The following is a 21,703-nucleotide window of genomic DNA, read 5'->3' as shown; positions in this document are numbered from 1 at the left end:
GAGATTTACCGGGAAGCAGAGGTTCACTCCGCTCCCCATACCGGAGCATGGGGAGCGGCTCCTTACGTTGCGTTACGGCGTGTGGAAGCCGCTGCTGACGTAGTTCGGATCCAGCGTGTTGCCCTCGCTCGATTTGACGTTGGAGGCCGTGACGGTATAGGCGGTCTTCGGGGCAAAGCCGCCCGTGATGGTCACCTTGTTGCTTGCCTGGCCGTTGCTGATCTTGAGGATCTGGTCCATGTGCGGATGGAAGAAGTAGTTATCCTTGTCTTCTGCCGAGGCCATGTCGATCGGCGCGCTGAAGGTCAGCGTGACGCCCGAGTCATCGGTCGAGGACGTTGCGGACAGCAGCCTCAAGTCGGCTGCCGGCGGGCCGCCGGCGCACACCGGCAGCGGATTGAAACCGATCGCCTGGCGATAGGTCGTGATCCGGCAGTCGAGATTCGTCGGATGGCACCCGGGGGTCGGTTGATCGGCCCTGGTCGGAATCAGCTTGAAGGTGGCTTCGACCTGGCTGATCGCATCGAAGATCACGTCCGGATAAAGCCGATTGAATACGGTCTGCAGCGGCGCGGGCGCGTAGTAGTCCGCCTCGGGCTTGCAGACGAAACCGGTCGGTTGTTGCGCCTGATTCGGGAAGCGGCTGACCAGGTAGCCCAGTACCAGCGAAAGGCCCTGCCATTCCAGCGGTACGGCGCGCACGAGACCGCCCTGCACCAGGACGTATTTGGTCGTGCCCAGATAGAAGGCGTAACCGTTGGCCTCGCGTGCCGACGCGTCGAAGACGAAATGGATATCCGGGAAAAACGCGTGGAAGAGCTTCATCAGCCAAAGGCAATCGCCGGCGCGCTGCGGGTTCCGCGTGACCGGATGGAGGCCCCCGATCCTCAATTCATCGGCCTGAATCTCGGTGAGGAAGCCACCTGTCATCGCAGCCGGCGGGACCGCCAGGGTCGCACTGTGATCGCCGTGCAGGGTGACCGCGCCGCCTTGGGCATTCGGCTGCCGAATCACCTGATGGGCGCCGGTCGCCGTCGCCAGGAATTGCGCGAAGTCATGGCGCGGCCGCGCAGCCAGCGTCACCGCGGCATTGGCGTCGGCGGCCTGGTCGTGCCCGCGCGTGGTCACCGCCGGATAAACACCCGGCGCGGTCGCCAGCCCCTGCTTGACCAGATCGTCATAGAACGTCTGCACGGCGAAATCGCCCGACAGGATGCCGTCCGTATCGATCAGGTGGCCGTCGAGATTGATCGGCTTGCCGATCGAGGTCGCGATGTTCCACACGCCGCCGGTATAGGATTTGATCTCCAGTCTGGTGACGGCGGCGGTCGTGCCGTCGGCCAGCAGAAGGCCGGTGCCGACCGACAGCATCTGGGCCTGAATCAGCTTGCGCGTGTCCGCCAGGAGGAACGTGTGATTCAACGTCACGGTGACCGTGCGTTCGTCCGCGCCGATCTTGAACGATACATAGGCCATTTCGGGCTGCACGCTGATGGCCGAGGTGCCGTCCGAAAACGCGACGCTGCGTTGCTGCGATGCGCCGGTCGGATCGAAGGCCAGGACGGGGTCCTGTAGCGCGAGCGTTTGAATGGCCTTCGTCTGCGTGGCCGACACCGCAACCGGCGTGTCGAAGGCCAGGCACGAGCAGGTGCAATTGCAGCAGTACCCGGTGTTCGGGTCACAGACGAGGACGAGGTGGTTGACCTGCCAACCCTCCTTTTTGCAGGTTTCGTTGATTTGCTGGGAGTTGGCGCTGCAATGCTGTGCTGAGCAAGTCGGTGTTGCCATGCGACCCTCCGAAGTTGACGTTAGAGTGGTGAGACGGGCCGTCCGCAAGCGCATCGCTCAGGGGCGGCGGGCACTGTAGGTCGGCAGAAGGCCGATCGACAGAACTTTGGCGAGGTCGATCAGACCGGTCACCGCATCGGCCAGGCCTGGCGGGACGCCGCTTTTGGCCACGATCAGCGACCAGGGTTGATCGACCCAGTCGTTGATGCTCTGGCCGGTCAGGCTGGCGGCGCCGTTCACGGCATCGAAGGTCAGCGACAAGCTGGTCGCGCTGTTGCCCGTGCCGATCCGAAGCGTCGCCGTCAAGGGGCCGCCCATCGATACGCCTTGCGCCAACTGCAGGAGGGCGTCGATCTCGGTGATCTGATTCAAGTTCAGATTGGCCGGGAACCAGTCCTGCGCCATCACGATGTCGCAGGACTGCTGGGTCGCGCCCGCCGGGGGGTGGGTAAAGCCGAACCACGCGGTCGGAAAATTGGCCGCCAGGTTGAACGCGCGCTGGCCCTGGAAAGGAATGCTGTTTATCTTGTTGCGCACCTGGGATGCGAAGACCGCGCCTCCGTCCTGCGCGGTATAGCGCAGGCGGATGACGACGTCGGTCAAGGTCGAATAGTCGATGCGATTGGTGTCGAGCGGCATTTCCAGGCGCCACGACGAGATGGCGCCGGTGCCCTCGAACGGCATGTACCGTTCGTCGTTCAGTTCGTCCTGGAACGTGCCGGTATCGCTCAGCCCGGTGGACAGCGCGACCTTTTGACTGGCTCGCCAATTGGCACGCAGCACGCTGGTATCGGGCGTCGCCGATCCCAGGCCCAGCAGATAGTCCGCGCCGTTGATATCCGGCTTCAGGAGGATCTGGCTGCCGGTCTGCATCAGGATTGCCTTGATGTTCTGGTTAGGGCCGAGGATCGCCGGTATGGTCACCGCGACCGATTTGATCTGCCGGGCGTACTGGCCGGGATAATCCAGATCGAACAAATATTCGCTGAACCGGATATCGCACGTGCCGGTGCGCTGGAATCGCAGGAAGGCTTCCGGATCGAGTGCGAGCAGTGAAATCGTCTTCTCGATTTCAAGGCGCCGATTGTTGCCGCGGTAATAGCTCGACGTCATCTGGGCGAGGCTGGCGGACAGCTGCTCGCCGGCGAGCAGGCCCTTGCGCAGCCCGTCCCAATAGTCGAAGGTGATGAACTGGTCAACCGTATTGGTTTCGAACTGATAGCACTGCTGGGCCGACACGGCCAGTTCGAGCGCCATCCGATAGGCCTGGCCGTAGATCGTGCTGAGCCGCGAAATCATCCATTGGTAAAGCTCGGCATTGGTGAATTTGCGGCGCAGGAAATCGTCGACCTCGACCGCATTGTCCTGATTGCGCCGGTGAATGGACAGTTGATGTTGGGCGATCTGCAATTGCAGATTGGCCGCACGGATCTGGCTGTCCAGCACCTCGACGTCGAAACTGGCCTGGATCAACTGCTGTTGCCAATCCTGGTCGCGCCGCTCGAAGCCGCCGACGGTCTGGCTGACCTCGCCGACGCCTTTGGTGGTCTGGGCCAGGATGTCGAACACCGTGGCGGCCGCGTGCAGGCTGCTGCCGATTTCCCGGCCGCCATAGGTCATGGCGAAAGGCGAGCCGATATCCGGCACCAGGAAGGCGCCCGAGGCAAAGGCTTCCAGCACGCCGCTCGTCGTGCCGAAAACGGTCGACAGGATCTGCATGGCGATCTGCAGGCGCTCGACCGGCAGCAGGCCGGTATCGATCAGTGATTGATAGAAGTCGCGCCGGGACGTCGCGGCTTTGTGCGACACGGTCAACCCGGCAATCTGTTCCTGGTTTTCCGAAATCTGCAATTCCAGCGACTTGGTGGTCAGGTTCAGGATCTGGACCGTCTGAATCGCGTTCAGCCGCGCCAACGCTTCGGCATCCTTCTTTTCCAGGGCGGACAGGAGGAGATTGCCGAGCTGGCTGAGCTGGGCGGAAAAGTCGCCGGCCATCCGCGCGATAGTGGAGAAGCGATAAGGCGGCGCACCGGACTGCAACTGCTCGGCGACGCGCGCGCCCATGCCGGCGGCTGCGGCGCGCACCAGCGCCATGGGATCGATCGGCGGCTCGAACAGCGCCAGTTGCCGCACGACACCCTGGATGTTCATGCAATGCCGGATCTTGTAGAGGCGGTCTTCGACCAGATCCCAGTATTTCATCAATGCGCTGTTTTCCGGCGCGCAGAAATAGGCATCGAGTTCGTTGACCGGAACGTAGCGATCGGCCTGGTCCAGTTGCACCGAGCTCTTCGACGTCGGCGGTGCCACGTTCTCCATGTCGATCAGGAATTGCGGGATATCGGTGCCGTATTTCGCCTGGATCTGATTGAAGGTCGAGGGTGGTTGCTGGGTGCAGGCACCGACATCGACCGGTCGCGGTCCCAATATGTCGCGCGCCAGGACATAGAGGAGGGTCGCCTGGGTGATCGATTCCCAGCTGTCCTTGGTGAATTCGAAATCGCCCCATTCCAGCAGAATGTCGATGTAGCGCATGACGATCGCCTTTTGATAGGCACTGCCACGCAAGCGGGCGATCACGTGCGGCTGGAACGGGTAGTTGTTGTAGGCCCTGATCTGGGCCGTGTCGGTCAGGATCGACTTCAGGGATTCGACGTCGAAGGTGCGGAACGGTATCAGGCGCCAGAAGCGCTTGGACTGGTCGCTGACCGTCGGATCGGAATTGATCGGCACGGTGGGGTTGAAGATGTATTCCAGCCAGCTCCGTGCTTCCGGATAGCGCTGATTGGCCCGCAGCTGGTTGGCGATCAGCCACGGGCAGTAGAGGAACATCTCCCAGAAGTACAGGCCGTAGGGGCCCTTGTAATCGATCGTGTCGCCGGCGAGGTAGGCGGGAGGATCGATATTCGGCGGCTGCTGGCCGTCATCGTAGAAGCGCGTGAACGGATAGATCGGAATGATCGGGGTGGCCTGGGTCTGCGGCTGAAGCAGTTGGGGCACGCCGCCGACGAACAGCGCCTTGTTGAGGCGGGCGGTCGCGCCGGTCGACAGCCGCTCGGCAGACCAGACGATGTTGTTGAAGTTGCCGGGCGTGTCGGTGTATCTGGTCGAGATCAGATTGGTCTGATTGGTTTCGCCTCCCGCATTGACGTTGGCGTAATCCTCCAGAAGCTTGATCCCCGGCTCGGTCGACCGGATCATGAAGGTCTCGTCGCCGTTGTCCCAGATGAACCAGAACGGCTGATTGATGGTCGGCGCGGTGAAGCCCGCGCGGTCGTTGACGTTGTAGAGAAGCGTCAGGTAATTGACGGGCGTCCAGGGGTAGTCGGCGCCCTGGCCGACGGCATTCATGAGGAACACGTTGCTGAAGTCGGCGATTGTCATGACCGAACTACCGGCCGGCACGACCGTGCGCGGGACGATGGGCACATAGGGCTTGGGCGCGCCGGGCGCCATGTCGTAGATGCCGTCGATCACGTAGGTCGGCGACACATCCAGCCCTTGCAGCAGCAGCCGGCCCTGATTGACGTAAGTCGAACCACGCAGGCCCTGATTGGTGGCCTTGACCGCGTACAGGCTCGACTCATAGATGTTGGTGGCCAGCGCGTAGGCGTCGGGATTGGTAATGACGCTCGGGTCGGGCTGCGTCGGATCATTGGGCGAGCCGCCCGGCAAGTCATAGAACTGGCCGTAATTGACGAGGATCGTATCCTGGGCGCCGTTCTTGCCTTTGATCAGGAAGGGCACGGCCGTCTGCCATTGGACCTGGCTGACGTTGAAGTTCGCCGGGTTGATTTGGGCCGTTTTGTAGTTGCCCTGCATCGGGGCAAAGTTGATCGTGAAATGATCCAGCGTCTGCGGCAACATCCATTTGCCGCTTTGGTTGATGAAACTGTATTTCAGCGTGGCGCCGGTATCGAGCGAGTTGGTCGCGCCGCCCCCCTGGATCTGCGAGGCCGAGGTCGCGTTCTGCTCGACCCAGAACAGGAACATCCGGTCGTACGCATAGAGCGGCGCGGCGCGCGGCGTCGGCATCGTCAGATCGATCTTCTCGAAGGCCGTCCAGCTGGTGTCGTCGATCTTGCGCTGCGCGTAGTAGTCGTAAGGCTCGGTCGCGGTGCGTGAAAGCAGGTAAAGCGTCGGGGTCATCGCGCCCAGTGCATCGGGATCCGGCATCACGCCGCTATAGGAGCCGACACGCTTCAGCGCGGTCAGCGCGCTGAACGATTCGAAGTACTCGACGTAGGTGTCGTTGACCGTCTCGGGCGTGATGTCATTGGAGGTCAGGGTGTCCTCGGCCGTCTGGAACTGCTGCGTTTTGTCGGGACGCAGGCCGGGCTCGAGGTAGTTTTCCGGATAGAGAAAGACCTTTCGATTGGCTTCCCATAACCGGTAGGCGCTGAGCCATGTCCACCAGACTTCCGGAATGGCCACGTCGGTAATGCCGGGCTCCAGCATCATGCGGGCGCGCTGCATGTAGAGCTGTACCGACTGGATGGCTTGCGCGATATAGGAAATATCGGCGCAGCCGCACATTTCGACGTCGATCAGCAGGTACGTGTAAAGGCTTTCCGAATCGGTGATCACCGGGTATTTCTTGCCGAGACTGAAAACCGCATACGGCATCAGCGCATCGCGTTTAGCCTCGTTGACCGCATTTTCGATCGGCCGATAGGCGGCTTCCCATTGCGGTCCGCCGTAGCGCGCCTTCAGCGAGCCAATCGTCGCGGTAGCGGCATGGTTGTATTCCGTCCAGGCGACGTTGTCGACTTGGGCCGGCAAGGCATTGAGCCGTGCCAGGGTCAGCGCGCCGTGGATATCCAGGCCGAGGCTCGAAGCGGTCTTGAAACACGCCGCCATTCCCGCCAGGCCCATCACCGTGTTGTAGCTGGATGCGGTGCCGAACAGGGCCGTGCGCAATTCGCAGATCTGGTCGATCGGCCAACCGGTCATGAGCGACAGGTCCTTGACCTTGGGATCGCTCGCGCAATCGCCCTGGTCAGGCGCGGCGAAATAGGCCGGCAGGCGCCCGTCGTTGTCGTTGAAGTCCTGCCGCAGCTGCCGATAGGTCCAGAGCGCACGAATATTGGCGAGGCTGAGGGTGGTCAAATCGGCAATGCCGAAAGGCACGGGACATTGGACGACGAAGGTGACGTCGTCGGCGGTCAAGGCCAGTTGTTGAAATAGCGTGACGAGGCGCGTCATCAACGCCATGAAGTCCTGCAGCTTGACCGGCGGTGAATTGCCATCAGGCGGCGTCAGGAAGGCCGCCACGTAGTTGTCCAGTTTGACCGCGGCGGCGACGGCCGGCCCCAGTGCGAGCATCGTGCCCGTGTCGGACCCCAGCGCGACGCCCAATTGCTCGGACAGGTGAAAGCGCTGGATGCCGCGATTGGGATACTCGACCGTGGGGGCGCCGCCGAAGTTCAGCAGCACGTCCACGACATGGTTCAGCCGGTCCCGGGTGGCCAGGAGAATCGCGCGCACGTCGGCGATCATCGCCAGGCGGTCGGGGAGGCCGGTGAACAGGTAGGCCAGATTCGTCGAGGACGAGAATCCGGCGCTGAGCACGCCCTGCTGGTTCAACACCTGGTGCGTGATCAGGTCGCCGTAAGCGCTCTGGGATTGGGTGGCGGAAATCAGCGGCGTGATGAAGGAGTCGCCGTGCAGCGGGTCGATGAACGCGATCGCGGCAAAATCCACCGCCTTGTCCAGCACCGCGCCATGAACGGTCAGGAAGCCGGCCTCGGAGGCGGAGAGCTGGAGGAAGTAGGATTGCGACTGGTCGGCGGTGATGTCCTGGTTGATGAAGCCATCGCCGAGAACCAGCCAGTTTTGTGCCGTCTGCCACAGGGCGGCCAGGAAGTTCGGCAGGTCGGCGGAGAGGAACGCGGGCGAGAAGTTTTTCGATACCCTGCCGGTCATGCCGTAGTCCAGCGCATGGATGCTGAGACGCGAATGCTTCAGCCATGCGGCCCAACCTGCCGCGCTGATGGTCGTATCGAGGTCGGCGGTTGCGCCGATATTCAGCAACTGCAGCAGGGTCAGGTATTCAGTCACCGTCAACCCGGTCTGGCGCGCCAGCTTGGCATAGGCGTACAGCAGCGTCATGTTTGGCACGGTCAGCGGAATGGCCGTGGTGCCGGCGGTCAAGGCCCCCGAGGCGATCAGCCAGTTCAGCGCCGCCTGACCGATGGCGGTCAGGTCGTTGTCGACGACGTTGAGGCCCGAACGCAGGCGCGACCGGACACCCGCCACCTCCGGCCCCGTTCCCGCGTCGGCCGCCGGCGTCCAATTGGCGACGCTGTCCTGGTAAAGGGGGTTGCCGGCGTACAGCGGGTGGTAGATCGGCAATGCGTCGGATGGCGTATCCGCGGTGGGGATCACCACCATCGCGGCATTGCTCTGGGCCTGGGTGAACGCCGAGCCAACCGTCAACGTCGTATTGGTGGGGATGGTCGATACCACCCGTACCTCGCCATTGACGCGCACGCGCATGCCGGGGGATATCTGCGTGGTGAAGCTGGTTTCGGAGCCGGTTACTGTCGTGCCGGCGGCGGCGATCGTCACGGAGCCCTTGGCCGTGAAAGCCGGCATCGATCCTGCCGGCGTACCCAGGACCGACGGCGCGTTGAACAACTGGTCGAACGGATCGAGCGGCCGCCTCGGGTCACCGACGCCGATCGTCTTCAGTGGCTGGAAGAGGGCGCTGGCTTCCAGCAGCGTGCAGGACAGGCTCTCGGCCAGTTGTTGCGTCCGGCCAATCCTCGAAATGGCCGCAGCGTCGATTTTGCCTTGGCCGACCGTCTGGATCATCCAGTCGAGATCGGCTGAGGCAATGCCGCTGGCGTTGGCAAGGCGGATGAAACGGTTCAGCCTGTCGAGCGCTGACAGGTCCATGTTGGCGATACGAGAAACCGGGTGGTTCGGGTCGGTTTGATCGACCGTGAGCGCGAGGCAGGTCTGCGCAGTTTTGCCCTGGTTGACGAACAATTGCACCGCGATGCCGGCAGCTATTTCGGCATCCGACAGATTCTGCGACAACAACCGGGACAGCGCCTCATAGGTCATGCCCGTGCGCTGGCAGAAGACCAGCGACGTGCCGAGATCGGTCGGCGGGGACAATAGCTTTCCATCCGCAATGCCGTAATAGGGGCCGATATCCGTGGGGGTCGTCAGGACGGTGGTGACGATCTTCTGCGTGGTCGGGCTGAGGCCGATCGCCTCCCGGCCGATCGCTTCGGGCCCAGGCAAGTTCGATGCGGGCGGCGTCTCGTTTCTGGCCGCGAAGACGTCATAGAGCCGCAGCAGCGTCGTACCCAACGCCGCGCTGTAGAGCCGGGTCTGGGTCAACGGCAGGATGGTAGGAAGCGCGAACGGATAGACCTGGGAGGTGAACGCGCGGAACACGTCCGGCCATTGGGTCGCGCCCGCGATATTGGCCTCCAGCGTCTCATTGACGATCTGAAGGTAGGGCACGACCTGCCGGGTCATTTCCGGCGTCAGCGGAATGTTGCCGATATCGGGCCGGCGCTGCGCCAGGTGGCAGCCGTCAGGAATGCCGGGGTTGTAGGTCGCGGTATCGATGTACTGATAGACCACGCGCAGCAGGTCGACGAGATAAGCTGCCGGACTGAAGATCGATTGGTCCGGATCGCAATTGCAATAGTCCAGTGAACCGAAAAAATCCTGATAACTGGGGATGCCCTCGACATAGTCGAGCATGTCGTTGCCGACCGTGTTCATGGCGCCGGCGCGATAGGCAGCCGAGCCAACCGAATAACGCAGGGCGAAAGCGGCGTTCTGTGCGCGAATCTTTGCCTGGACCGCGCTGCGATGCAGGGTGCGGGCATCATCCTCGGTCAGGCCCAAGTGCCACATGTGCTCGACGATGAATTGCTGCTCGGAATTCTGAGCGATCTTGTGTGCCGAGGTCAGCCCCGCGGCGACCAACCGGTCGGCCAACTTGCTGTCGTTAGTGATTCGCAAGAGTCGCTGATACGTCTTCAGCATCTCTATCTCATGCGTTGCCAGCGTGTCCAGGCCAGGGGTTTCTTCCGCAGGGTGCCGGAAGAAATCATGCGCTACGAGATCGAAATCCGGATTGCTGTTTACGACTGCGGAAAATCTTCCATCGGCAATATCGTTTAGATAAACCACAATAAACCCCTGTATTGGCTAACAGGCTGTTGAAAAGCCGCCCGCAGTTGTCGTCCGGGTGGAAACCGCAAGCCCGGATCGCCGATTCGCTGACGCGGATCGGCACGGCAAATTCCGGTATGGGACTGCTACCAATCGCCAGCGAGCTCTGTGACTCGGTGGCCAGAAACGAGACGCTTGAAGCTCAAGTCGCATTCGATGTGGCGAGATATTCCGTTCACTTGAACGACGCCACAGTGTTCTGCGTATTGCCAATGCTGCCAACGAGGATGTATCTGAAGACGAGCTGTTTTTCGGTAGATCGTGGTGCGCCGTCGATTGCAGCAACGGGCTTGTTCAGCCTGGCTGATTTGTCGAACGTACTGCCGATGCTTGGTCTTGGCGGGATTCTAGGGAAGGGCTTCTGGCACGATTTTCTCCTGAGTCCTTCTAATGCAATTGGCGAGACTTCGGAATTTTTCTGATTTTCTTGTGCGTCGAATGAAAATAAACTGGTCTCTGAGAAACGCCAACTGTAAAAATTGATAGGTAAACGGTCTGACTGGTATTTCCCATGTGATTTTTGGGTGAAATCGAAACGAATTCTATAATTGTGCATTTTTGCATCTTTGAATTTAATTCGTGATTCTTCGCCGATTTCTGCATCTATCGAAGGAAAAATGACCTCGTGCTTGAATGAAGACTGGCGGCTCGCGAAAGCGCAGTAGCAAATGTAGGATAGATTTTCTCCCGAATCGATTACACGTGATTACGGCGAGTGTCAGGGAAACGCTTTTATCGACGAAGCGCCGCGTGAAGGATGCTCGCGCAAGCATTGCGACTCGCCATGGATGCGCTCAAGCGCGTGGAGGCTGGACTAGCGGTACCGGACCGGTGCCGGGAGTCGGGCATCAGCACGGCGACGTTCTACAAATGGCGCTCGAAGTACGGCGGCATGGACGTGTCGCTGATCGCGCGGATGAAGGAACTGGAAGCCGAGAACGGGCGGCTGCGCAAGATGTACGCCGAGGAGATGCTCAAGGCGGAGATCGTAGCGGAGGCGCTCGCAAAAAAGGATTGAGGCCATCTTGCCGGCGCGAGATGGCCAAGCGAGCGGTGTCCAGCCGGGGCGTATCGATTCGGCTGGCGTGTGAGGCGTTCGGGATCAGCGAGACCTGCTACCGGTACGTCCGGGTGCGCGATGCCGAGAACGACGAGATTGCCAGTTGGCTGCTGCCGCTGACCGACAACCATCGGAACTGGGGTTTCGGGCTGTGCTTCCTGTACCTGCGCAACGTGAAAGGCTTCGGCCAGAATCACAAGCGGGTGTACCGGATCTATCGCGAGCTTGAACTGAACCTGCGAATCAAGCCGCGCAAGCGGCTGGTCAGGCAAGCCCCAGAACCGCTGGCGGTACCGTCCACCGTCAACCAGGTCTGGTCGAGGACTTCATGCACGACCAACTGGCCGATGGGCGTAGCATTCAGCTGTTCAACGTGATCGACGGCTTCAATCGCGAGGCGATTGGCATTGAGATCGACTTCTCGCTGCCGTCGGAGCGAGTGATCCGCGCGCTGCGACAGATCATCAGTTGGTGTGGCCGACCGAAGGCGATTCGGTGTGGTAACGGGCCCGAGTACCTGAGCGCGGCGATCACCGAATGGGCGAAGTAGTACGACATCAGGCTCGACTACATCTAGCCGGGCAAGCCCCAGCAGAATGTCTATGTCGAGCGATTCAATCGGACCTTGCGGTACGAATGGCTGTCGCAGTACTACTGAGAAGACTTGGACCACGTACAGCGTTTCGCGACCGACTGGATGTGGACTTACAATCACGACCGCCCGAACATGGCCTTGGGCGGATTTACACCAAAACAGCGGCTGGCCATGGCCGCTTGGTTTCTACTTCCGAACCCCGTGGAAAACGGGGGATTACCGGCCAGCCGCGCGAGCGTTTGGTTTGTATATCGATATGCAAGGCGGCCGCGAAGCGTTGTGCCGAGACGATCGGCGCAGCATCCTCTGGGTCCCTCAAGGACGCCATGAGCTGGTCGAAACTTCCGGGTGGTGTAGAGCCGCGCGCTGCGTAGGGATCCATGGTCGATTCCACGGCGCACACCATTTGCACATTTATAGCGCCAGCAGATCAGCTCTGCTGGACGACGAAACGCACTTCTACAGCACTGCTTGTTGCCAAGTTTCGACGAGGCGCCTGGGCGGGACCGCAACATTCCCAAAGACGATTTCTCTGAGAATTTCCGTGCCCAAGGACATCCTTTCTGAGACGAGCAGCATGCAATCGTCTCAAAAAAGATGTCCAAGTCCTTGATCTGTCTAGGAGGCCAAAGATAGCTTTTCTGAGAGCCCACAGCTATCTTTCAGAAAAGATGTCCACAGTCTCACTATGTTGTCCTTGAACATAGACCAGACAAGTAACACTGCCGACTGATCTCATGCCTTCGGGCCTGATCTGCGCGGACAAGGCTGGCGACACCAACGCGTTCGTGTCCGATCCGAAGCACACTGGCATGACTTTCCGCTGATCACGCCAGGAGAAGTACTGCTGCCGAAAATCCATGATTCCGCTAGCGACGATATCGCGCGGCTGACAGCGTTTCCGACATTCGACGAACCACCCTCGCCGCCTGAAGCGAGGCTGCGGCGAAGTATCGAATCATGGTCGTCCTTGTTCGTCTGAGCGTGCGTGAGCAGAAACGCGCAACTATCGGGACGGACCGGTTCACCAGAGTGTCAGAACGTCGTTCACGAGCATGGTTCACACGAGCGTGTGCTCGTATTCGTGCAACAACAATGGATCTACTGATCCCGCACGGCCACGTCGCTCGACAGGCGCGCAGCGATAGCGCGCGCTGCCAGGTCCAGCAGAAAGCCCAATACGCCGATCACGAGTATGACGGCCATCAGTTCCGAATATGCCAGCCGGTCGCGTGTGTCGAGAATCAGATAGCCGAGTCCCGCGCTCACGCCGAGCATTTCCGCCGGGACCAGCACGATCCACAAGATGCCGATCGCGAGGCGCACGCCGGTGAGCACATGCGAAGCGATGCCCGGCACGTAGATGTGCCAGAGCATTTCCGCGCGCGTGGCGGCAAGACTTTCGCCAAGCTGGATCCAGCGCCGGTCGAGATGCGCGACGCCCGATGCCGTGCTCATCACGAGTGGCCAGACAGCGGCGAACCCGAGCAGGAAATGCACCGCACGATCGCCGACGCCAAGCGACATCACCGCAAGCGGCATCCACGAAAGCGGCGAGATCATACGGAGAAACTGCAGCGTCGGCGAGAGCGTCCGTTCGAGCCAGCGCAGACGACCGAGCGCGAATCCCAGCGGCACGCCGACCACGACCGCCCACGCAAGCCCGACAGCGATGCGCTTGAGACTGGTCGCCACATGCACGAGCAACTGATCTTCGGCTATGAGCGAGGGCAGGGCTTCGAAGGCCCGCTGCGGGGCGAACTGTGCGGCCATCGCATTGTGGCCCGCGAGCAGCGTGACGGCGAGCCACCAGAGCGCCAATGCGGCCGCCAGCCCCGTGCCCCCCAGCACGACGCTGCGCCAATGCGTGGACGCAGGCGCACGGCGCCGCGCGGACGACGACGTTTCCCGGACAAGCACGCTAGACAACGATCGTCTCCTTGCGCGTATAACCCGTATCCAGACCGAACGCCGACAAGCCCCCCAGTGCTTCCATGCTCTTCTTCACGAACCGGTCGTCTACCAGATCGCTTGCGACCCGTTTCGGATCGAGCGACGCGAGGAATTGGCTCGCACCTTCCACTTGCGTCGTTTTCAGCCGGCGCACGAGCTCTTCCGTGTAGCTCGGATACGGGTACGGCTGAAAGTCGATGCGCTTCGAGCCCCAGTTCGCGTGCTGGATTGCCCGATCGCCGAGATAGCGCCCCTCATCGGCTGCTTGCGGCGCGAGCACGCGTGCGAGCAGTTGCGATGCGTGCGGCGTGTAGCGATTCGGGCCTTCTTTCGACAGCAGTTTTGCTGCCTCTTGCGGATTGGCGCGCGTCCACAGTTGCGCTTTGACGATCGCATCGACGACTTTCTGCGACCACGCCGCGCGTTGCGTCAGGTCCTGCTCGTGCATGAAGATCACGCAGCATGCGTGGTTGCGCCACACGTCGCCCGTGAAGCGGAGAATCTTGCCGACGTTCAGTTGCTCGGCCGCCGCATTGAACGGCTCGGCGACGATATATCCCGCGATCTTTTTCGAGGCCAGCGCGGGCGGCATGTCGGATGGCGCCATCACGACCAGGTTGACTTCCTTCGGCCCTGGCGAGCCCGAATGCTTGAGCACGGGCGTCAGACCTTGCGCGCGCAGCATGTCCTGCAGCACGACGTTGTGAATCGAATACCAGAACGGCACGGCAACCGTCTTGCCGCCGAGGTTTGCCACGGTGTTGACGTCGGGCGAAACCGTCAAGGCCGAGCCATTCACGTGATTCCATGCGACGACCTTCGCGGGCGCCTTGCTGCCGTAGCGCGCCCACACGGTCATCGGCGACAGCAGATGCACGACGTTGACCTGCCCCGAGAGGAAGGCCTCGACGAGTTGTGCCCAGCTTCGCAAGAGCGTCGGCTTCTCCGCCTGAATGCCGGCCGCATCGAAATAGCCGTTGTTGTGAGCCACGAGCAGCGGCGTCGCATCGGTGATCGGCAGATAGCCGATGCGCACGGGCGCATTCGGATCGGCTGCCGCGCGCGCCTCGAACGATTTCAGAAGCGGCGCCGCACCCGCGACGCTAAAGAGCGACGCGAGCTTGAGCCATTCGCGTCGTGACATAGGTACGTTGCACATGAAGATTCCCCGCTTGTGTCTGCCGGATTCAAGCCGCCTCTGATATCGAGTTCTGCAGCGCTTGAAGAATGGATATGCGCAGCTCGCCGAGCGAGCGCACCTGCGTGTGCCGCGGCTGCGGAAGTTCGACTGCCCAGCGTCCGACCAGCGTGCCGCGATTGCCGAGCAGCACGATCTGATCGGCGACGAGGAGCGCTTCGTCGATGTCGTGAGTGACAAAAAGCGCTGACGCGCCCGTGTTTCGCACTGCGGCGATCAGAAGCTGCTGCATGTCGGCGCGGGTCACTTCGTCGAGCGCGCCGAACGGTTCGTCGAGCAGCAGGGCGCGCGGCTCCCGGGCCAGACAGCGCGCCAGGGCCGCGCGCTGCGCCATCCCGCCTGAAAGCTGCGAGGGCAGCGAGTGCCGCGCATGTTCGAGTCCGACAGCGGCCAGTGCGCTGGTCACGCGTTCCTTCCGGTGCGCACGCGTCAAGTGCGGTTGACGCGCGAAGGTGAGCCCGAACCCCACGTTGCGCTCGACCGTGAGCCACGGCAGCAGACACGGGTCCTGAAACGCGAGTGCGACTTCGGGGCGGGGTCCGGCGACCGTCTCGCCGTCGACGCGAATCGTGCCGGATGTGGTTCGCGTCAGACCGGCGATGGCCCGCAATAGCGATGACTTGCCGCAACCGCTCGGCCCGAGCAGCGCAACGAGTTCACCGGGTGCGACCGACAGGTCGACGCCGTTCAGCACGCCGCGCGAGGCATACCGGAGCGTGACGTCGCTCGCGACGATATGCGCGCCTCGTGTCATGCCGCCGCCGTTTGTCGATGCCGCGCGAGCTGCGTTTTCAACTGGACGAGGCTCGGTGTCACGATGGGGATGAACGAAGCCTCGCGCACGCGTCGTGCACCGCCGCTCTGGCCGCGCAGATAGCCGCGTCCCCCGGTGGCCTGTACTTCGAGCGAGACCGCGTGCGTGACGGTATCGACGAGCGCGATGCGCAGTTCGAACATCGTCGCGGGCGAATGGAAGAACGTGCCGTCGAGCACGCCTTGCTTCAGTTGCGCTGCCTGATGGGCGAGCTTCGTCTCGAGTTCGCGAATCTCCGCGCCGATCGATTCGCGCGACGCCTCGCTCGCCTCCAGCGCAGCCAGCAATGCACGTCGCGCGAGTCCGATCGACATCCCGCATTGCAGACCGAGAAATGCCGGGCGCAAGCGTGCAAGCCAGGCCGGTGCGTTGGTCGCGAGGCGATACGTTTCGGCGAGGACGGTGTTGCTCACACGCAGCGCGGCCGTATTGCTCGCGCGCAGGCCGATCAGGTCGAGATCTTCGCTGCGCTCGACGCCGGGCGCGTCGTGCGGTATGGCGAAGATGGAGGGCGGCGAGCCGTCGTCGTGATCGAACGCAGCCGCGGCAAGGAAACCTTCATGCCGCAGGTTCGTGATCCACGGCAGGCTGCCGTTCAGCACGAACGAGGTTCCCCTGCGTGCCGCATGCATCTGCAAGGGCTCGATGTCGGACAGATACTTCATCGCGTTCGAAAGACCCGTGGCTCCCGCGATCTCACCGTTGAGCAGTGGCGCCAGCCAGCGTGCGCGCAGTGCGTCGTTATCGCTTTGCAACACGTATTCGATGAAGGTGCGATGTCCCCATAGCACGAAGGCTGCCGTCAACGAGCGTTGCGCGACGGCGGCCACCGTATCGATTGCGTCCGCGATCGTGCCGCCCGTGCCGCCCGACGCTTCCGGCACGCCGACGGCGACCGCACGCGAGCGCACCAGCTGCGGCAGGATATCTGTCGCGCGGGACGTGTCGACGTCGAGTGCCTCGGCGTTCGCGTCGAGCCAGGCGTCGAGCGCCTGGAAGCTCACCGGCGCGTTCATGCTGCCCGGGCCTTCGGCTCCCAGCGATACGCTTCGAGCTGCGGATTCAGTGCGTTGCGCGCCAGGTTGTTCGCGAAGTTGCAAAGCGTCGCGAGGCTGACGCCGAGTATCACTTCGAGCGCGCCGGCGTCGCTGTAACCGGTGGATTTGAACGCGGCGAGCGCTTCGTCGGACACGGCGCCGCGCGTCGCGATCACTTCGCGTGTGAAGGTAGCGACGGCATTCAGGCGTACATCGGACAGCGCACCCTGGGTGCGGATTTCATCGACGAGTGCTTCGGGCAATTGCGCCTTCTTCAGCGCGGCAGCCGTATGGCCGGCGACGCAGAAACCGCAGCCGTGAATCGCGGCGGCGGTGATTTGCACGACTTCGCGCTCGGCCAGCGTGAGACCGCTGCGCGAATTGATTTCGCCGACGGTCAGGTACGTTTCGATCGCAACCGGTGCATTGGCGAGTGCGGCGACCAGATTGGGCAAGAAACCATTGGCGGCTTGCGACTTCTGGAGGAAAGGACGGCTGGCTTCAGGTGCGCTTTCGACGGTTTGGAGAGGCAGGCGACTCATGGCGTTCTCGATCGGAAAGCCATCATTGTTGGCGGCGCCGGTCGGGCCGGCAATGCGCCGCCGTCTCGCTTTCATGCGCGTTTGTCTCAAGTCAATGTACGGGTGTTGCGCCGATGCTCTCGGGCTCGCGGCGGCATGTACCCGGCGGCAGGCCGGTGACGCGTTTGAACGCCTGTGCAAAGGCGGATTCCGACTGATAACCGACATGCTCCGCGGTGCTGAGCGTCGATGCTCCATGTCGCAGCATTTCCGCCGCGACCTTCATGCGCAGCAGCGCAAGGAATTGGGCGGGGGGCTGTCCGCATGCCTGCGCAAACTGCTTGCAGAAACGTGCGCGGGACATGTGGCAAAACGCCGCCATCGCGTGCGTGGTCCAGTCGTCGCCGGGCTTCTCGATGATCGCGCTGACGAGTGGCGTAAATTCGGCGCGACGCATGACCGACCACAGGCCAGGCGCAAAATCGTCGTTGCTCGCGACCGCACGCAACGCGTAGAAGAACAGGACATCCGTCAGACGATTGACGAGCGGCGACGGCGCGTCTTGCGCACGCGCCGCTTCGGCGCGGATCAGGTCGAACAGTGTGCGCGTGCCCGCCATCTTCGCGTCGTTGTGCCGCGCGACGATGTGATCGGGCAGAAGACTCGTGATCGCATCGCCGAGATCGGAACGGAATTCAAAGAAACCGCACGCCAGTGCGACGCCATTTTGTGAAGGGTCGTGCGCGGCGAGCGGCGTCATTGCGCCGATACGCACGGTGTATTCGTCATCGGACGGCACGTTCGAGTCGGGCGTGAGGCAATGCACCATGTCGTGCATCAGGAATACCGCATCGCCTGCGACGAGGTGTGTGCTTTGCGCGGCACGGCCGTTCCTGGCGGGCAGGTGCAGCCAGCATGCGCCTTCCAGCACGAGATGGAAGCTCGCTTGCTGATGGCCGGCCGTCGATGCGCGATATACGCCGCAATACCGGCCCACGTGGAAGAGGGTACTGCGCAGTTCGAGTCCGGAGAGCAGCCAGTCGGCAGCCTGTTCGGCGGAGGTCGGCATGATGGGCGAAAGCAGCGAGGCCATTGGGAAGTCGACTGCGAGCCGTGATCCTAGCGTCGTACCGTTGCGTCGTAAAACAAGCGATCGTGGAAAGCATATATGCTCGCGGCATATGTGCTCCGTGGCCTTGGTGTCGACAGGTCGGTACTTTTGCCCTGCGTCGCGCCGATTTCGAACGGACGATGTGTTTCCTCGCGCCCGCTTTCGGCCACGCTGCCGTCGACGATTTGCCGGACTGAACGCCTGCGCCAACAGGCTTCGTTTCGAACAAGCTGCCGAGCGCGCCGTCGGCAAGGAAGGCGCACGTTGGTGCGGTCAGAGAGCGGCCAGCAACCGGAGTTGATGTTCGCTTTCGGCCCCGCGAACCAGTGCATAGGCCCGCATCTCCATGCGCTCAAGGAGCGAAATGGATTCCGAGCCGGAAAAGCTGCTCCATGCGTCGTCCGCGATCGAGGTCGGCGCGCCGTGGGCTTTCGCGAATGCTCGCAGGAGAAGGCTTGCCTCGCGGCGCAGGACATGGCGGTCAGCGTTCAGAACATACGGCGGACAGTCAGCGCGTAAAACGAGGTAGTGCGGAATCGCCTTGCGATCACTTTGCATGATGGCGAAGAAGCAGATGTGTCGACATGTTGACCCCCTCCACAGGGGACGACTCACTACACGGCAAGCGTCGCCGGCATGACGCATGCATCGCGGCGCAGCTGCTCGACCGCATCACGCTACCGTACACGCTTCGACCCGCTGACCGGCCCCGCCGGATGTGATGAGGGCGCATTTCGGGTTCGATGTTTCCCTCTCCGCCCGAACGAGGCTTTTCATTTCCGCCGCCGCAGCCGGCTCAGCAGCTCAAGCGCCATCGTGTCGGCGTCGTTGTTGATCATTTCCGCTTGCAACAGCAGGCCGCCAACACGGACGGCTGCATCCCAGCTCTCTTCGGTCATTGCCTGATGGTTGCGCGCAAGCTGTTCGGCAAGCGTCAGGAGCGCCGCCATCCTTGCTGACTCGCCGGAAGCCCGGCGCTCCTCTCTCCCGGCAATTAGCCGGAACAGCCCAAGGACCGACTCGGCGGTAACGAACGGGATAGTCATCCGGACTTTATACGCCCTTTCCTTCCGCTCCGCCCATATATTCGCGGCATACCGGTTAAGGCCCATCATGGCCGTAATGGGACTACACTGAAGGCGCTTTCGCAGGAGGAGACAGTGATGACAGACTTTGACCTCCCAAACACCTTCCGGGGGCTGCCGCTAACCGCGGAGCAGGACGCGGAGGTGAGGCACTACATAAAGGTCCGAATCAGGCGCGGCCTGCCGTGGGACACGCCGGAGCTGAGCGCGATGCTCAAGGACATGCTGCTTCCCCCGGGTGACGGCAACAGCGATGTCGACTCCCCGGAAGACGAAGCTAAAGCGGCCGCTGAGCGCGCATCGGCCTCGGTTGACGAAGCGATGGAACCCATCGAGGCGAGTGAGGAGCGGAATGCGGCCATGGAGTCGGAAAGCATGAAAGGACCCAGACGATAAAACCGCAGGCAATGACGCTTGCTGCCGGGTAGCGCCGTATGTGCGGGATCGCGAGGTATTCCGCATGGATTCGGCGCGCATGATTTCAACGCTTGAACGGGTGCCGTCGGCCCCCGTGACGTCGAGCCCGCGCATCTCCGCTGAACACGAGGGGCCGAATATGCGGCTGATCGAACCGGATGAATACAGAGACTTTCTGGCGACCCTGGAGCGCCATGGTTTGGCAGAGGGCGATTTCGATTTGCAGGAAACGGACACGACCGACCCGAAGGGTGACGAGAACCTCGGTCTGCAGGGCTACGTCACGATAACCAGATGCTCGACGCAGATTACGAAGGAATACGTGATCGGCGACGAAAGCGACTGGCTACTGCATTTCAGGAAAGATCTCGAAGCGGGTGCCTTCGACAGACAGGAATGACATCCCGACGCGACGCGCCGCACTTGGGAGGAAGTTCGGTTGACGGAACGTGGAACGCATGCGGCCCGATGGCATCAGCGCGGGAAAGATGAGCGGCGCAGTGGGGGCGCATCCCTTCAGAAGGTCAGCGCAATACGACGCTGCTCGATCCAATGCGAGTGCACGGGAGCGACCCAATAGTCAATTGGCCCGCCCGAAGACGAACTGGATGCCAGGATCTCGTTCTGCTCGTCCGAAGCGCCAAGTCCTGTCGCCAGTTCATCGCAACCCACAACGCCAACCTTTGACCTGCTCCCCACGCTTCGCGCGGTGACGGTGCAGAGTCCGTTCTTGTGGTGATGATCCCGCTTGAGGGCGTGCTTGCCAGGCGATGCTCTCGACCGATTTTCGACGGCGTCAGTCTGCCTTGGCCGCAGCATGTATTGCCGTCCGCCTCGATTCCGGCGATGCCCTCATTGTCCGGGCGGCTGGCGTGCCACCCGAAGTTCAATTTGTCGATGCCGAGAGATCATCGGCCCAATGCGCGTCGAGCCATTCGAGCGCCCAGTTTTTCGCAAAGGCAATCGCATCCTCGCGCACGTCGAAGCCAGCCAGATCTCCGCTCAGTTGAACGTCACACTCACTGCCGTCCGCACGATTGATGCTGATCCGCGCGTGTGCCATGTATTCCCCGTCGGCCCTGCGCGGTGTCGGGTCGATATGGAATCGGGTTGAATCGAGTTGCATTTGCCTTCTCCCTTCAATCGCTGCGGGGCCACTTGGCCACCGCGAAGCATTTCATCGCGACAATCGCGAATGGCGCGGTCCAGCTCCGCGCGAGCGTCAAACGACAGGAACGGCTCGATGACACCAGAACCATCGTGTCGAATCCATTTCAATGGGTCTTTCCTGTTCGTCTCCAGCCTCCCGACGTTGCCGGCGCGCCAAGCGCCAGGCGTGTTTGAGTCTGTGGCGGCGCCGCGGACGCAGAAGCAGGATGGACCGAGGAGGAGATCAGGACGCGCTAGCGAACATGCTCATGTCCTGTAGACACGCATCGATCAGGCGCTTCGCATACGCAGTCGATACGCGTCGCGCTCGTCCGCATTGCGCGGTTTCGATGAGAGGCCCGATCACGTTCGGAGGGGGGGCGCCATCAGTGGCGCGGGAATCGGTAGCGAGTCAGTCAACAAATGCAGCTTACGCCCATTGGCGAACTTGTACAGCGAAAGCTCAGTGCGAACCGCCGGATGGCCTGCTGCATCGATTGTGCGCAGGGCGGGCCGGCCCAGCCAAGTGTGAACAATCTCCGATGCGCGGGAGGATGGTGCCCTGATGTAATCGTCGACACACTTCAATTAGAAATTCGAAACATCTCGAAGACACGGAGGCAAGGGTGCGCGGCGGAGCGAGCCTTGCCGATCGAGGCGTGTTCTTGTGCTGCCGCGAAATGCACCGACCGAAACAGCTTGACAGGGTGTCTGGCCCAGCGTACGGTCGATCTCTGAAGCCTTCAAGAAGCGCGATTGCTGCTCATCATTGA

14 protein-coding genes and 1 pseudogene are annotated in these 21,703 nt (G+C 62.0%); 4 read left to right on the top strand and 11 right to left on the bottom strand.

From position 1 onward, the window contains the following. Positions 1-72: 72 nt before the first annotated feature. Together ABFO07_RS28635 and ABFO07_RS28630 are read right to left on the bottom strand one after the other, a co-directional pair. Entirely contained in the window at positions 73-1,788 is a 1,716-nt protein-coding gene (locus tag ABFO07_RS28635) for an Ig-like domain-containing protein (protein ID WP_059882496.1), read from the bottom strand. A gap of 57 nt (positions 1,789-1,845) precedes the next feature. Beyond that, on the bottom strand, positions 1,846-9,801 hold the full coding sequence (locus tag ABFO07_RS28630) for a neuraminidase-like domain-containing protein (RefSeq protein WP_347469062.1): 7,956 nt from the start codon (positions 9,799-9,801) through the stop codon (positions 1,846-1,848). A gap of 176 nt (positions 9,802-9,977) precedes the next feature. Between ABFO07_RS28630 and ABFO07_RS28625 the strand changes: the two genes are divergently transcribed. Together ABFO07_RS28625 and ABFO07_RS28620 are read left to right on the top strand one after the other, a co-directional pair. Further along, a complete protein-coding gene (locus ABFO07_RS28625) occupies positions 9,978-10,412 on the top strand; it encodes a hypothetical protein (protein ID WP_124546189.1) in 435 nt (144 codons plus the stop codon). Between the two features lie 335 nt (positions 10,413-10,747). Next, positions 10,748-11,825, top strand: a pseudogene (locus tag ABFO07_RS28620) (IS3 family transposase); the annotation flags it as partial. Between the two features lie 921 nt (positions 11,826-12,746). Here ABFO07_RS28620 and ABFO07_RS28615 read toward each other — a convergent pair. The 8 genes from ABFO07_RS28615 to ABFO07_RS28580 form a co-directional block, all read right to left on the bottom strand. Further along, on the bottom strand, positions 12,747-13,574 hold the full coding sequence (locus tag ABFO07_RS28615) for an ABC transporter permease (RefSeq protein ID WP_185633589.1): 828 nt from the start codon (positions 13,572-13,574) through the stop codon (positions 12,747-12,749). Next, the gene (locus ABFO07_RS28610; RefSeq protein ID WP_059564272.1) at positions 13,567-14,757 is read right to left on the bottom strand and encodes an ABC transporter substrate-binding protein; all 1,191 of its coding nucleotides are present in this window, start codon (positions 14,755-14,757) and stop codon (positions 13,567-13,569) included. The genes ABFO07_RS28615 and ABFO07_RS28610 overlap by 8 nt, the downstream gene beginning before the upstream one ends. A gap of 28 nt (positions 14,758-14,785) precedes the next feature. Then, a complete protein-coding gene (locus ABFO07_RS28605) occupies positions 14,786-15,550 on the bottom strand; it encodes an ABC transporter ATP-binding protein (RefSeq protein WP_060363155.1) in 765 nt (254 codons plus the stop codon). Further along, positions 15,547-16,626, bottom strand: a complete 1,080-nt coding sequence (locus tag ABFO07_RS28600; protein ID WP_347469059.1) for an acyl-CoA dehydrogenase family protein — start codon at positions 16,624-16,626, stop codon at positions 15,547-15,549. Before ABFO07_RS28600 ends, ABFO07_RS28605 begins: the two co-directional genes overlap by 4 nt. Continuing rightward, positions 16,623-17,189: a carboxymuconolactone decarboxylase family protein gene (locus tag ABFO07_RS28595; RefSeq protein ID WP_347469708.1), complete on the bottom strand. Its 567-nt coding sequence runs from the start codon at positions 17,187-17,189 to the stop codon at positions 16,623-16,625. The genes ABFO07_RS28600 and ABFO07_RS28595 overlap by 4 nt, the downstream gene beginning before the upstream one ends. A 91-nt stretch (positions 17,190-17,280) precedes the next feature. Beyond that, positions 17,281-18,489 carry an AraC family transcriptional regulator gene (locus ABFO07_RS28590; RefSeq protein ID WP_347469057.1) on the bottom strand — a complete coding sequence of 403 codons (1,209 nt, stop codon included), beginning with the start codon at positions 18,487-18,489 and terminating at the stop codon, positions 17,281-17,283. 63 nt (positions 18,490-18,552) lie between these two features. Further along, the gene (locus tag ABFO07_RS28585; protein WP_059564275.1) at positions 18,553-18,837 is read right to left on the bottom strand and encodes a hypothetical protein; all 285 of its coding nucleotides are present in this window, start codon (positions 18,835-18,837) and stop codon (positions 18,553-18,555) included. Between the two features lie 215 nt (positions 18,838-19,052). Then, positions 19,053-19,229, bottom strand: a complete 177-nt coding sequence (locus tag ABFO07_RS28580; RefSeq protein WP_230942576.1) for a hypothetical protein — start codon at positions 19,227-19,229, stop codon at positions 19,053-19,055. Positions 19,230-19,442: 213 nt separating this feature from the next. Between ABFO07_RS28580 and ABFO07_RS28575 the strand changes: the two genes are divergently transcribed. Continuing rightward, entirely contained in the window at positions 19,443-19,760 is a 318-nt protein-coding gene (locus ABFO07_RS28575) for a hypothetical protein (RefSeq protein WP_059564276.1), read from the top strand. Positions 19,761-19,920: 160 nt separating this feature from the next. Next, the gene (locus ABFO07_RS28570) at positions 19,921-20,181 is read left to right on the top strand and encodes a hypothetical protein (RefSeq protein WP_059882545.1); all 261 of its coding nucleotides are present in this window, start codon (positions 19,921-19,923) and stop codon (positions 20,179-20,181) included. Between the two features lie 486 nt (positions 20,182-20,667). On the opposite strand, the gene ABFO07_RS28565 is transcribed toward ABFO07_RS28570, so the two are convergent. Further along, on the bottom strand, positions 20,668-20,907 hold the full coding sequence (locus tag ABFO07_RS28565) for a hypothetical protein (protein ID WP_059564379.1): 240 nt from the start codon (positions 20,905-20,907) through the stop codon (positions 20,668-20,670). Positions 20,908-21,703 lie beyond the last annotated feature (796 nt).

It is taken from the genome of Burkholderia stagnalis (assembly GCF_039848545.1).
In the GTDB taxonomy this organism is placed as follows: domain Bacteria; phylum Pseudomonadota; class Gammaproteobacteria; order Burkholderiales; family Burkholderiaceae; genus Burkholderia; species Burkholderia stagnalis.
Note: the sequence above shows the minus strand (reverse complement) of the source record. Positions and strands in the feature narration are given on the sequence as shown.

What these genes read in the sequence shown, in the direction of transcription:
- ABFO07_RS28635 (WP_059882496.1), bottom strand. Translation starts at nt 1,788, where the DNA reads ATGGCAACACCGACTTGCTCAGCACAGCATTGCAGCGCCAACTCCCAG.
- ABFO07_RS28630 (WP_347469062.1), bottom strand. Translation starts at nt 9,801, where the DNA reads ATGCTGAAGACGTATCAGCGACTCTTGCGAATCACTAACGACAGCAAG.
- ABFO07_RS28595 (WP_347469708.1), bottom strand. Translation starts at nt 17,189, where the DNA reads ATGAGTCGCCTGCCTCTCCAAACCGTCGAAAGCGCACCTGAAGCCAGC.
- ABFO07_RS28580 (WP_230942576.1), bottom strand. Translation starts at nt 19,229, where the DNA reads ATGGCGGCGCTCCTGACGCTTGCCGAACAGCTTGCGCGCAACCATCAG.
- ABFO07_RS28600 (WP_347469059.1), bottom strand. Translation starts at nt 16,626, where the DNA reads ATGAACGCGCCGGTGAGCTTCCAGGCGCTCGACGCCTGGCTCGACGCG.
- ABFO07_RS28605 (WP_060363155.1), bottom strand. Translation starts at nt 15,550, where the DNA reads ATGACACGAGGCGCGCATATCGTCGCGAGCGACGTCACGCTCCGGTAT.
- ABFO07_RS28585 (WP_059564275.1), bottom strand. Translation starts at nt 18,837, where the DNA reads ATGCAAAGTGATCGCAAGGCGATTCCGCACTACCTCGTTTTACGCGCT.
- ABFO07_RS28610 (WP_059564272.1), bottom strand. Translation starts at nt 14,757, where the DNA reads ATGTGCAACGTACCTATGTCACGACGCGAATGGCTCAAGCTCGCGTCG.
- ABFO07_RS28565 (WP_059564379.1), bottom strand. Translation starts at nt 20,907, where the DNA reads ATGCAACTCGATTCAACCCGATTCCATATCGACCCGACACCGCGCAGG.
- ABFO07_RS28570 (WP_059882545.1), top strand. Translation starts at nt 19,921, where the DNA reads ATGCGGCTGATCGAACCGGATGAATACAGAGACTTTCTGGCGACCCTG.
- ABFO07_RS28575 (WP_059564276.1), top strand. Translation starts at nt 19,443, where the DNA reads ATGACAGACTTTGACCTCCCAAACACCTTCCGGGGGCTGCCGCTAACC.